Source organism: Segetibacter aerophilus (assembly GCF_007991655.1).
In the GTDB taxonomy this organism is placed as follows: domain Bacteria; phylum Bacteroidota; class Bacteroidia; order Chitinophagales; family Chitinophagaceae; genus Segetibacter; species Segetibacter aerophilus.
Window position 1 is genome coordinate 532,315 of sequence record NZ_BJYT01000002.1, and the last position, 12,375, is coordinate 544,689.

At 37.9% G+C, this 12,375-nt stretch carries 9 protein-coding genes and 1 tRNA gene; 4 read left to right on the top strand and 6 right to left on the bottom strand.

The features are described 5' to 3' along the window. Window positions 1–176 precede the first annotated feature (176 nt). The 4 genes from SAE01_RS05770 to SAE01_RS05785 form a co-directional block, all read right to left on the bottom strand. Window positions 177–1,802 carry an OstA-like protein gene (locus SAE01_RS05770; RefSeq protein ID WP_147202702.1) on the bottom strand — a complete coding sequence of 542 codons (1,626 nt, stop codon included), beginning with the start codon at window positions 1,800–1,802 and terminating at the stop codon, window positions 177–179. Beyond that, complete coding sequence (locus SAE01_RS05775; protein WP_147202703.1) at window positions 1,799–2,818, bottom strand: MlaD family protein; 1,020 nt, start codon at window positions 2,816–2,818, stop codon at window positions 1,799–1,801. Before SAE01_RS05775 ends, SAE01_RS05770 begins: the two co-directional genes overlap by 4 nt. 107 nt (window positions 2,819–2,925) lie before the next feature. Beyond that, window positions 2,926–3,840, bottom strand: a complete 915-nt coding sequence (locus SAE01_RS05780) for an N-acetylmuramoyl-L-alanine amidase family protein (protein ID WP_147202704.1) — start codon at window positions 3,838–3,840, stop codon at window positions 2,926–2,928. A 255-nt stretch (window positions 3,841–4,095) separates the two neighbouring features. Further along, window positions 4,096–5,082 (bottom strand): N-acetylmuramoyl-L-alanine amidase family protein, encoded by a 987-nt coding sequence (locus SAE01_RS05785; protein WP_147202705.1) that lies wholly within the window; start codon window positions 5,080–5,082, stop codon window positions 4,096–4,098. 91 nt (window positions 5,083–5,173) lie between these two features. Between SAE01_RS05785 and SAE01_RS05790 the strand changes: the two genes are divergently transcribed. Further along, window positions 5,174–7,930, top strand: coding sequence for a putative LPS assembly protein LptD (locus tag SAE01_RS05790; RefSeq protein ID WP_147202706.1), 2,757 nt, complete (start codon window positions 5,174–5,176; stop codon window positions 7,928–7,930). Between the two features lie 14 nt (window positions 7,931–7,944). Here SAE01_RS05790 and SAE01_RS05795 read toward each other — a convergent pair whose 3' ends face one another. Further along, complete coding sequence (locus tag SAE01_RS05795) at window positions 7,945–8,682, bottom strand: lysophospholipid acyltransferase family protein (RefSeq protein ID WP_147202707.1); 738 nt, start codon at window positions 8,680–8,682, stop codon at window positions 7,945–7,947. 23 nt (window positions 8,683–8,705) lie between these two features. After that, window positions 8,706–9,380 carry a uracil-DNA glycosylase gene (ung, locus tag SAE01_RS05800; RefSeq protein ID WP_147202708.1) on the bottom strand — a complete coding sequence of 225 codons (675 nt, stop codon included), beginning with the start codon at window positions 9,378–9,380 and terminating at the stop codon, window positions 8,706–8,708. 72 nt (window positions 9,381–9,452) lie between these two features. Here ung and SAE01_RS05805 point away from each other — a divergent pair. The 3 genes from SAE01_RS05805 (at window position 9,453) to SAE01_RS05815 (ending at window position 12,096) form a co-directional block, all read left to right on the top strand. After that, a tRNA-Arg gene (locus SAE01_RS05805) sits at window positions 9,453–9,529 on the top strand. A 156-nt stretch (window positions 9,530–9,685) separates the two neighbouring features. Beyond that, entirely contained in the window at window positions 9,686–11,038 is a 1,353-nt protein-coding gene (locus tag SAE01_RS05810; protein ID WP_147202709.1) for a site-specific integrase, read from the top strand. Between the two features lie 356 nt (window positions 11,039–11,394). Beyond that, on the top strand, window positions 11,395–12,096 hold the full coding sequence (locus tag SAE01_RS05815; protein ID WP_147202710.1) for a hypothetical protein: 702 nt from the start codon (window positions 11,395–11,397) through the stop codon (window positions 12,094–12,096). The last annotated feature ends 279 nt before the right edge of the window (window positions 12,097–12,375 follow it).

Here is a 12,375-nt window from a genome sequence, read left to right on the forward strand (position 1 = left end):
TTGTTCCGGCAAGCATTCCTTTGTTAAAGATATGAATGCTACGAGCTGCGTTTCTACGCGGCTCTTTTTATTGCGGAGAAAATCAAAAGGGTAACAGTGTCTCAAACGATGATCAAGAATAGTTTTCGATCTAGCGAAATTGGGTCAAATAAGGTCTTAACTAAGAATGCATTGTATTAGTTGCCAAGAAGTTCGTACTTGGTTTTTGGTCTTTTGGCCTCAAGCCAATTAAACCCACGAACTCTCATCTCACTACTATTTACTTGTCGTATCGGCGAAATGGTCCCTTGTAGGTTGCGCAGAAAAGTAACTTTATAGGGCTTCTTCTCCCGAAATACAACATCGATTACGTCCGATGTAGAACGATTTGCCCCAATGAAACCTCCTTGTTCATCAGCAGTATAGTAAATGTTTTCTGCGTTGCCTTTAGCCCTTACGAAATCAATGTTTCCATCTTTAAAAATGCCGTCGATTGTATTGCCCTTGAACTGGTTGTATAAATCTTTTTCGACCTTGTTTATCGCTAAGCCATTTTCGAAAGCATAGAACCTTTTCGGCTTTTTGTTTTCTGTAAACAGATAGATGGTATCTCCCACGACCTGGTTTTCCTGCGACCACACAACAGGGTTTTTGAAAAACCTAAAAGTTGAATCTCGAAAACTATAGAATAAACTATCGCCAACAGCTTGTAAACTATCACTAAAAACCTTTACGTTGAAGTAGGCCTCGAAGAACCTGTTGCTGTTGCTGTCAGCCGGATTTTTAGTTTGTTTAGTAGTTATAGTATCGGTTATGTTTGGTACCCGTCTAAATTTCTCGAGTTCGGTCAGCTTACCCGAATACAATGTATCAGCCGTAACATAAATGGTGTCGTTCTTTTGCTGAATAATCATCAGGGGTTTTTGAGTAGCCAGGATACTCCCTGTATTATTATTTGACTTCATGTTGTTCGCCAGAACCGCAAACTTGTTCGCGGTATCCTTACTTTTATATACAACACTTCCTTGCGCTTCCCCAAAATGAGTTGCTTCATCAAAGGCAAGATCATCAGCAGTAAGGGTGTAGTCTTTATCATCAACAACAGGCCGCTTACCGAAAACAGCTTTTTTGTTTTTCATGTCGTAAAAGCCTTCGGAAGTGTTTACTGTTCTGGTACCTGTTTTGATTTTAGTAGGCACGGTAAAACGCGCGATCTGAGTATAGGTATTGTAAAGAAGCGTATCAGTATTCACCTTGTACTGGGGATCGTTAAGAAAAACTTTCTTTTTGAAGTACATGTCCCGGGTATCACCATAATAATAGCCTTCAGTACTGGTAAGCACAGTAGTTCCATCTACAACTTTGCCTCCTTTTAAATAAGTGCCAATGTGGGTGAATGTATTGTACTCCAGCTCGTCAGTCGTCAACACCGCTCTTCCGTCTGTTAGCCTTACCTTCCTTTTAAGAAAAGCAGTCTTTTCGTTGCCCAGGTATTTTAAGTATTGAGAGTAGGTATGAACGCTATCTGCATCATTAATGTGAATGTTTCCAAAAGCTTCCACGATATTTGCTGCCTGGTTAAGAACAGCGCTGTCGCAGTAAATTAAGGTTAGATCTTGTTTCATCTTCACGTGCCCAGCCAAGGAAATAAAGTCACCTATTCCTTCAACCTTTGTAAAGTTGTAACGATCAGCCTCGAATTCAAGTCTCTTGCCTTTAGAGGTATCAGTTGGAAGTGGCACCTGTACTTGTGCTGATACAGAATGAGAGAAAATTATTAAAGTAAAAAGAAATATAGAGTAAAAAAAAAGCTGTTTTATCATTTCATTGTCACAGCCGCAATGGTATCTTTTATCGGCAGGGGTGAAGTTAAATATTCCTTTTTGCCTTTGCCGCCAAAAATAGAAATGCTAACATACCTTTTAGGATTGACACGAATATCATCCATCAATATATTAAGGCTCCTGGTAGTGTTGGCGAGGTTATCATAGAGTTGATTGTCGTTTAACAATCTACCCATAGAACCTTCTTTGCTATCTATTTTTTCTACCGCAGTATTCAATCTTTCTATAGTACCTCTTAGTTGACCAATAGTGCCGTCAATGTCTACGTTAGATAAGTTCTTGGTAGACTTTTCGAGATTAGCCATAGTTGCATTTATCTTTTCGTTATTGCCTGCAAGATTAGAAGTAAAGGTGTTCAAGTTACCCATTGATTTGCCTAACGCCCCGGTTTGCTGGTTCATCATTGACTGTAATGCCAGGGAGGAAATAGCAAGACTAGCGGTAACGCGATTTATATTACTAGCGACGTCGCGCATGTTGTTTTTTGTCATTGGGTCAAAGATGCCGTTCACGTTTCTAAGAACAGAGTCTAATGTTTGTAAGGTGAGTCTCACTTGGTCAACGACAGGAGTAAGCTTTGCTGTAACAGTGCCTATCATACCAGGATTATCGAGTGTAGGTATAGTGTCGTGATTTTTTAAGTAAACTCTGCTATCACCGCGGCTTATATCCATACTTGCCGAACCGAGAGGATTATCTTTTATAGAGGCTATTGAGTTAACCGGGATGTTAACGTCTTTAGCTAATTTAATAGATATAATAATGGTGTCGATATTCTTGTTTGCTTCCTCCAACTCGTATACGCTGCCTATTTGCAAACCATTAATATAAACAGGGTTTGAAATCATTATCCCTTTGGTCTGCTTTACTTTAGCATAGATGAAATTGCCGGTTTTGAAGAGACTTTTTCCCTTAAGAAAATTAAACCCTAGTATTAAAAGTGTAATAGCCAACGCCGTAAGTGCACCAACCTTCGTTTCATTATTAATCTTCATGGAGTATGCTTTAAATTAAACCGCTTTAGGGGTTAAAATGACTATAATTGCAAAAGTCATGCTAAGGCAAAAGTAGCGATTAAAAGCATGTTTGTAAATAGGTTAAACTATTTCTTTACCTGTTGATTTTCAATAGAGTATTTGTAACGTTTAAGGGCTTGAACAATACAACGGACAATTTCATTCTGACCGTCATTGCTGTTTAGATACTCTTCTTCACCCGGATTACTAATAAAGCCCGTTTCAACCAGGATGCTGGGCATGGCAACAGCCTGCAGTACCCAAATTCCGACCTGTCTTTGCTGTGCCTGGCGACTTATTCTACCAACTTTTTTAAATTCTTCCTCAACAGTTAAAGCAAGGTTAGCGCTTCGGTTGAAGTACTGTTGAGTTTTTAAAGAATATAAAATCATCCGGTCAGGAGAATTTGTATCGAAGTCTTTTACAAAATTTGCAGTAGCGCTGTCGAGATATAGTGATTCGTTCTCACGCATTGCTTTTTCTTTCAAAGCATTTTTGTTCGCTCCCCAAATGTATGTCTCGGTTCCTTTAGCTGGGTTCGGTGTTGTATAGTTTCGGTACTGAGGAATTTTACGTGTATGTTTTTTCTTCCTTTTTCCTTTACCTGTATAATAGGTTTCGGTTTTATAACCGGCAAGTTCAGTATGCTTTATAGGCGGAGCACTATTGCAATGGATACTGATAAATAAATCTCCTTTGTTGAAGTTGGCAATATTTGCTTTTGTGGGAGGAGACTGGTAAATGTCTGAAGTACGCGTGAGAACCACATCTAACTCCGGCATTTGAGATTGAATAAGTTTGCCCAATTTGAGCGCTACCCCAAGCGAGATATCTTTCTCTTTAGAATACTTACCTCCAGCACCTACGTCGTGGCCACCGTGGCCCGCGTCGATAATTATTTTTTTTAATTTGGCTTTTTGAACTGGTTTAAAGCCTGACAAGAAAGTTGATTGAAGACACAATAAAAACAGGCCGACACTCAATATCGATTTACTCTTCATAATAATACTTTCACTGTTTCTTAAATACTTTGAAGGAAGCAGCCAGTAGTTACAAAAATAACAGGTCTTGTTCTTATTAAACTTCTTTATGATACAGCGTGAAGAAGTTGTGGGATGGTAGAAGTATTTATTAACATCTTAGAAGAAAATATGTTGGTTTATGAAAACCCATTCGTTTTCATTCAAACTAAAGCAAGGTCTCCACAGAATTAAAATTGTCGGACGAGCGTGGACGAGATTATAACTGCAAGAATATTAAGGCTTGGTAATATTGACATTTGGAGGATCGGGAATTACACCTGAACCTGTTTCAAGCAATTGCTTGTATCTAAGTACTGCTCTCATGATAGCATAGCTAATCTCATTCTGTCCTTTCTCGCTATTCATGTAATCTTCTTCTTCGAAGTTGCATATAAAGCCTGTCTCTACTAATATGCTCGGCATGTTAGTCGCTTGCAAAACCCAAATGCCTTCATTGTTTCTTTGCTTTACACCATAGCTATTACGGCCCTCTTTCTTAAATTCTTCCTCAACAAATGTGGCAATGGCAAGGCTTTGATCGAAGTACTTTTTTGTTCTTAAAGACGCAAGGATTTTTGCATCCGGAGATTCAGCGAACATTCCGGATGAGTCTTTTTCACCAAATTGATCCTCACCATCTCTTGATCCAACCGCATTTTGTTTTTGGTCATATTTGTTCACAGCCCATATATACGTTTCGGTGCCGGATCTATCGCAAGAGAGTTTATAAGATTTGTAGATGGGGACTGTACGGGTTTTTTCTACCCTTCTTTTTTTGCGGCCTTTGCCAACAGTTACTGTATAAGTCTCTTCTCTGTATCCTTCTATTTTTCGTTGATATCTTGGCTCTAAATCGTTTACATGAATTGAGATAAAAAGGTCGCCGTGATTTTCATTAGCAAAGTTCGCTCTCCATCTATTCGCGACATTCTTGTCTTTTAAGCCACCAGGAAGATTTTCATCAGTGCGTGTGAGAAGAATATTACAATCGGGTAAAACTTCTTTAAGCCTTTCGCTAAGTTTCAACGCCATTGCAAGAGTTAATTGTGATTCGTAGCTGTACTTACCTTCCGCGTTACTATTTGGAAGTCCATGACCAGCATCAATAACTATTGTTTTGAGTGTTTGTTTTTTATTTGGTTTAACCGGGTCTGTTGCAAAAGAGAATAAAACTGGGAGAATAGAAAAACAGAGAATAACTATGAAAAATCTTTTAATCATACTTAAGGGTCCTTTGAATTTTTGTCATTTTCAATTGGGTTAATCTTCACACATCCTTAATGCTTTAACCATTAAATTTGCCGCACTACTTATGAGCAATCGATGTAAAGTTAGAGCAAAAAAAAAATTAGCATTTGGGCTAATTGCTATTGTTTTCATAATAACGCTCAAAGTAAATGCAAAACAAAAACAAAGTAATCTTCAATTTTTTTCTTATTCTACAATCGTCGACTCACCTCCTCCAATTAAACGTCCTAAGAAAGTAGATAGTATATTAAAAGCAAATACTTCTATAAAAGATACATTAGCTGTTAATGATACCACTAGAAAAGATAGCGTTGTAAAGACTATAGACACACTTAATGTCAAGCTTTCAAAGGACTCTCTTGATGCACCGGTAACTTATTCTGCTGAAGATAGTGGTGTCTTAATCATTCCAACTAAGGAATTCATTTTGTATGGAAAGGCAAATGCAAAGTACACAGACGTGGAAGTATCTGCATCCACTATAAATCTTAACCAGGAAAAGCAATTGCTTACAGCATTTGGGTCAACAGATACAACAGGCAATCCTTTAAATAAGCCAAAGCTTGTGCAGGGCGACATGACGAGTGTCAGTGATACAATCTGGTATAATACCCGTTCTCAAAAAGGGTTAACAAAAGGCACAAACCTTCAGCAGGGTGAAATGTATGTGTATGCTCAAACGGTAAAGAAGATTAATAACAATACTATATACGCATGGCGCGGACGCTTTACTACGTGTAACCTTGATACACCTCACTTCGCTTTTCGTACGCGCAAGATGAAGATGATTACAAACAAGATTGCAGTGTCGGGGCCGGCCTCTCCGGAGTTTGAAGGCGTACCTGTTCCGATTGGAATTCCCTTTGGGATCTATCCCTTAAATCGCGGACGGCATTCGGGTCTGCTTCCACCTCAGTTTGCATCAAATGAGCAGTACGGTTTGGGGCTTGAAGGTTTAGGATTTTACAAAGTGTTAAGCGATAATTTCGATGCGACCGTTAGGGGTAATATTTATAGTTATGGAGGCTGGAATGCAAACCTGTCCTCGAGATATATAAAACGATATAAATACACCGGTAATCTAAACATTGCCATACAAAATACTAAGATCTTAAATAGCGGCGGCTATAGTAAAGAGGAGTTTACAAAGAGCAAAAGTTTTATGATTAACTGGAGCCATTCCCGCGATACAAAAGCAAGCCCGGGCTCAAGCTTTTCTGCAAACGTAAATGCAGGAAGTACAAAGTTTAATAGGTACGTTTCTAACAACTCCTTACAAAACTTTCAAAATAGCTTAAGCTCATCTATTGCATACAGCCGCGATTGGAGTGGGAAATACAACCTTACAGTTAGTGCCAACCACAGCCAAAACAATAATCTTCGTTTAGTTAATCTTACGCTTCCAACAGCAAGTTTTAACGTGTTGACTATCTACCCGTTTCAGAAAAGAGAATCAGTTGGAACACCAAAATGGTATGAAAAATTGGGCGTTGGGTATACGGGTAATTTTCAAAACCAGGTTTCTTTTTATGACTCAGCTTTCAGTCTACGGCGCATGATAGATACTGCTCAGTATGGAGCGACACATTCAGTTCCTATCACACTTTCATTGCCGCAGATGGGACCGATACAATTATCACCCAGTATTTCTTACCAGGAAAACTGGTATGGACAGAAAGTTGTTCAGCACTGGGATAGTGCAAGGAATAAAGTTGATACCAGTATTTCAAGGGGTATTTATACAGCAAGACAAATGCAGATGTCTCTCTCGGCTAGCACCAGGGTTTTCGGAACTTACCAATTTAGCAAGACGAGTAAAGTTCAGGCAATAAGGCATGAGATCAGGCCTACGTTGAGTTTGAATTATCGCCCTGATATGCAGAAGCAATATTATTATGATTTGCAAGTTGACTCGGCAAAACATTTTCAACGTGTCTCTCAATTTGCCGGTGGCATTATCTCTCCTTTTGGTGAAGGTAGATCTGGTAGCATTGGTTTTGGTATAGATAATACGCTTGAAATGAAGGTGCTAAATCGTAAAAGGGAGAAAGACGACAAGGATACAAATGATGAAGACTCCGCTGCTGGTACAAAAAAGATAAGGCTTTTAGATGGATTCGGTTTTAATGGCTCTTATAATCTTATTCCATCTTTAAACGATAGTTTTCCTTTATCTAACATTAGCATTTATGCCAGAAGTACTCTATTTGAAAAAATAAATATTACTGCAAATGCTAACCTTGACCCCTACCAGGTGGATGAATTTGGGTTCCGTCGCGCAAGACTAATGCTGGCAGATAATAAGCTCCATCCGGGAAGAATTACCAATGCGAGTATTGCAGTTTCTACATCGTTTCAAAGTAAAAGTAAAGATGGTAAGACTGATAAGGAACGGATACCCAATGACGACTTCATGACGCCAGACGAACAACAACGTCAGTTGGAGTATGTAAGAAGTAATCCTGCTGAATATACAGACTTCAATATACCATGGAGCTTGCAGCTTTCATACTCGCTTAGTTATACAAAGCAATTGGGTAGCAATTACAGGCAAGAATCAAGAGTGTACTCAAATTTGAGTGTGAATGGGGACTTTAGTTTAACTCCCCGCTGGAAGATTGGTGGCAATACTTATTACGATTTTACAACCAGCAAAATTCAAACGCTAAGCATGTTTATCAGCCGTGAAATGCATTGCTGGCAAATGTCAATTAATCTTACCCCGGTTGGTTTATACCGTTCGTTTAACATCACTATTAATCCTAAGTCGGGTATTCTTCGTGATCTTAAAATTAACAGGTCGAGATTTTTCTACCAGTAAAGGTCCCTGCTCCTTTATGCATTCTTTTCGAGATAATAATCCCACATCATTTTAAACACCTTTTCGCGTAATTCCTTGCTGGTAATATTCTCTGAACTTACTGCAGGTAAAAAGTGCATTTGAAGCTGGTGAGGGCGCATGTAAAATTTTTTTTCGGGTGGAAGCACAGTGCGCGTATGAAAGATAAGTGTAGGTATGATTTCCTTTTGGGCAGCAATAGCAAGTTTGAAAGCTCCATCATGAAAAGACTTTAAAGGGTCAGACGTGCGGTTCCTTGTTCCTTCGGGATAAATAACCATGTGCAGTCCTTGCGCCAATACTTTCTTCATGTCTTCGAAACTTTTACGCCGACTGGCATCACTATTTCTGTCGACCAACACTGTTCCTCTAATATAAACCCAACCAAAAACCGGTGCTTTTGTAAAAGACTTTTTACCAATTGTTTTATTGGCTCCAGGCACATAAGGAGTGGTTACCGGAACATCCATTAAAGAATTATGATTTGATACGACCACATAATTTTTTCCTTTCTTAAAATTTTCCTTACCAACTACTTTCAAAGGTGAGCCGATCAACGCTAACCACACATTCATCCATACTTTAGTTACCTGGCGATATGCTTCGGTTCCCCTAGGTTCCTTTATTAGAAAAGTTATGAGTACAGGAATAATGATGATAAGTAACGTAACACTAAAAGTAAGTATGCCCCAGAAAGCCCAGATAGCCCCTAAAATATTTTTAATGATTTTCATTATATAACGATTAAACATTCAAACTAATCGAGCATCCAGTCAATAGGATCAAGGCCTTGTTTAACGAGATAATTGTTTGTTTTACTGAAATGTTTACAACCAAAAAAGCCATTGTGTGCACTAAGTGGTGAAGGGTGGGCCGCCTTTAAAGCAAGATGTTTTGTTTCATCAATAAGTACTTGCTTGTCCTGTGCAAATTTTCCCCACAGTAAAAAAACCACTCCTTCTTTTTCTTGGGATATTTTGTTGATGACTGCATTGGTGAAATCCATCCACCCAATTTTTGCATGACTTGCAGCTTCATTAGCCCTAACGGTGAGCACTGCATTTAAAAGTAATACTCCTTGCGTCGCCCATTTAGTAAGGTTACCGGTTTTTGGAATAGGCATACCAATGTCACTATGAAGTTCTTTGAAAATATTAATCAATGATGGGGGAGGGGCGACTCCATCAGGAACGGAAAAACTAAGGCCGTGAGCCTGGCCGTAGCCATGATAGGGATCCTGTCCCAGTAAAACTACTTTTACAGAACCGAAAGGAGTTGTGTTAAAAGCATTGAAAATAAGAGACCCGGGCGGGTATATTATTTTTCCCTGTGCCTTTTCAGTCTTTATATAGGTAACGGCTTGTTGAAAATATGGCTTTGAAAACTCATCGATTAAAACATCCTTCCAGCCTCCTTCTATTTTCACATCCATTTTACTGAATTTTCGTTTGGCTGCAAACTAATAAAAAATTACTTTTGCCACCGCTTAAATCGGTAGCGGTATGGTCTGGTAGCTCAGTTGGATAGAGCAACTGCCTTCTAAGCAGTAGGTCATTGGTTCGAATCCAATCCGGATCACCAAAGTAAGGATTACGACTTTGTAATCCTTACTTCTCTTTATCTAAGCTTACATCCGCCACTTGATTTTCAATTACTTATAACAAAAGCTCTTAGGCCCGTCTTCCTATCTTTATAAAGCATGACATATTCTTAATCGACTAAAAAATCGACTAAATTATGTTACTGCCATTAAAACTCATCTGCGACCCTAAAAAGATTCGTCGCGATGGTTCAACTCTAATTTATATTCAATATTGCTTCAGTGCAGAAAGACGAACTCTGCTAAATACCGAAATCAGTATACCTGCAACTTTTTGGAATAAGAAAAAGTTATGTATTTCGAAAGACCTGCCTGTAGTTCACGGTGATGCAACGGGTTTGAATGAAGACTTAAAAAGAATGTATAGGATTGCCGAGGATATTATTTCCTATGCAATCAGAAACAAAATTGAAGACGTCGGCAATTTTGTGAAGAAAATTTTTCATCCCCATTTTAATACACATACTCTGGAGAGCTTAAAAGCAGCAATAATAGTTGAAAGCTTTAAGCAAAAAGAAATAAATAAAGATTTATTTTTTCAAATAGACGAATACATAGAATCTAAAAAAAGAAAGGTTTGCAAAGGAATGCTAGGTGTGTACGGGCAACTAAAAGGCCGACTAAGAGCGTTTGAAAGCTTTAGGAAGCGCCCTATAACTTTTGATTGTATGGATTATAATTTCTATGACGACTTCATTGAATTTCTGACCTTTCATTACGAGCATAAAAGGAGACAAGAAGTGCATTATGGATTAAAGGTTAATACAATAGGGCAAACTATTAAGCAATTTAGAATATTTATTAAGGACAGGGTCAGGCGAAAAATTATTGCTCCAATTGATTTGACAGATTTTAAAATATCAGAAGAGGAAGCTGATGCTATTTACCTTTCACATGAAGAGATAGGTAAAATCTACAGAACCGATTTGTCCGCACATCCTTATTTAGCAGTGTATCGTGATCTGTTTGTGTTAGCCTGCCTGACCGGTCTAAGGTTTTCTGATTTGTCAATACTTACGCCTGACGATTTGCGAAATGACCTCTTATATAAAAAGCAGGAGAAATCGGAGCACTGGGTTGTAATCCCTTTAAGGAAAGAAGCAAAGATTATTTTTTCCAAACAATTTAAAGAGAAGATTCCCAAACTTACTAATCCAGAATTTAACAGGCACATAAAAACAATTGGAAAACTTGCTGGCATAAATGAACGAATTAGATTTTCCTATAAAAAAGGCAATAAAAATATTGAAGTTGTTAAACCGAAGTATGAGTGGATCACATCTCATACTGCAAGAAGATCATTTTGCACAAATGAGTTTTTAGCAGGAACGCCAGTTAAGCTTGTTATGAAGATAAGCGGTCACAAAAAAGAAATACATTTTTATAAATACATAAGAATTACGCCTGAAGAAGCAGCTCAGAAAATAAAAGAATTATGGGAAGAAAGGGGAGGCATGGAAATGTTCAGAACTGAATTAAATGCAGTATAAATAACAATCCGAAGAGGTTTTTTTAGAAGACTAATAAAAAAAATGCTGACGCTATGATGATCAGTTAAGGTACCAAAATGATCAGCCCAAGCACAGGAATATTGTTGTGTAAAACTCCAAATAAAGTAGTTGTCAAGTACGCCTTGAAGAATGTAAACATTCCTTGCTGTTACCCAGTACCAGTTAACGGAAGTAATACCGGAAAATTTAAAAGGGGGAATTACCTTCGATAGAAGATTTAGAAAGAGAGTTAACGGCTGAATAGGGAGTAGTTTACAAATTTGATGGCTCTACTTCTCCTAACTTATTACGGAAATTTTTACCTTTAAAAAAAAGGAAAAGTGATGAAAGATTCGATGCAAAAGATAGTTTCTTTTATAACCTTTGATTTCGCTTTTGACAGAAATTGTCTTACTGAACAATTTAATGCAACTCAAGCTTTATACCAAAGCAATATCCCATTTTGGAGTACAAATTCAACAAGGCAAAAAGTAATAGGTAGGTATTGGTTTGAACTCGTACTTACTCACTTTGGTTTTCTTTTTGGACTTCCTGCTTTGCTGTTTCTTATGACCTCAGCTCACTTTGAAAATGCCCAGATAATAATAATTTTCCTGGCAGCATTGATTACATTCTCAACATTAATGCTATTTGTTTATTGGCCCGGCTTCTATAATTCTTTTCTTCCTCAGCTTGAAACGATCAAGGAAATTCATGAACGCAAACAACTTGAACAATTAGAAAAATGCAAAAGAGCACAATTTTCAAATCCAGCGCTTGTTCTTATTTATTATGTCTTTGATAAATTAAGTGGTAATAATTCTCTTCAATGTAATGATCGTTATGCTGAACTACTAATGAAGTTGTTTGGAGTTGACCAAGGAAGCATTAAAAAGAATTTAGAGTTGTTCCTTGGTAAGAAAAAGAATTTATCGGAAAGAAAGTACACAGAAATCAGTAACAGGTTTGAGGAAGCCAGAAGCTTTTTTGAGGAGTTACAGTTTAAGGAAGCACAACAGATACTAGGTCAACTTGAGCAAAAGTTTACAGCCCACTAAACCACCCCACCCTTTATTTATTCCATCTTTTTCTACAAGGCAGTTTTAAAAATTTGCCATTGCTTTTATTCCCCGTCTAATATTTTCCTCAAGAGTTAGAACACTTTCGACGTTTATAAGTCGTGATGACTTATAATTAATCCTACTTGCTTTTTTTCCACTGGCAAATAAAAAGATCAAAACCGGCTTCCTTTATTCCCCCCGCCGCAAAAAAATCCCCTTCTTTTTATTTTTCCACAATATAAGTATACTTAACTTCTTTTCGCTTGCCTGCCAAGG

What these genes read in the sequence shown, in the direction of transcription:
- SAE01_RS05780 (WP_147202704.1), bottom strand. Translation starts at nt 3,840, where the DNA reads ATGAAGAGTAAATCGATATTGAGTGTCGGCCTGTTTTTATTGTGTCTT.
- SAE01_RS05790 (WP_147202706.1), top strand. Translation starts at nt 5,174, where the DNA reads ATGAGCAATCGATGTAAAGTTAGAGCAAAAAAAAAATTAGCATTTGGG.
- SAE01_RS05785 (WP_147202705.1), bottom strand. Translation starts at nt 5,082, where the DNA reads ATGATTAAAAGATTTTTCATAGTTATTCTCTGTTTTTCTATTCTCCCA.
- SAE01_RS05810 (WP_147202709.1), top strand. Translation starts at nt 9,686, where the DNA reads ATGTTACTGCCATTAAAACTCATCTGCGACCCTAAAAAGATTCGTCGC.
- SAE01_RS05795 (WP_147202707.1), bottom strand. Translation starts at nt 8,682, where the DNA reads ATGAAAATCATTAAAAATATTTTAGGGGCTATCTGGGCTTTCTGGGGC.
- ung (WP_147202708.1), bottom strand. Translation starts at nt 9,380, where the DNA reads ATGGATGTGAAAATAGAAGGAGGCTGGAAGGATGTTTTAATCGATGAG.
- SAE01_RS05815 (WP_147202710.1), top strand. Translation starts at nt 11,395, where the DNA reads ATGCAAAAGATAGTTTCTTTTATAACCTTTGATTTCGCTTTTGACAGA.
- SAE01_RS05770 (WP_147202702.1), bottom strand. Translation starts at nt 1,802, where the DNA reads ATGATAAAACAGCTTTTTTTTTACTCTATATTTCTTTTTACTTTAATA.
- SAE01_RS05775 (WP_147202703.1), bottom strand. Translation starts at nt 2,818, where the DNA reads ATGAAGATTAATAATGAAACGAAGGTTGGTGCACTTACGGCGTTGGCT.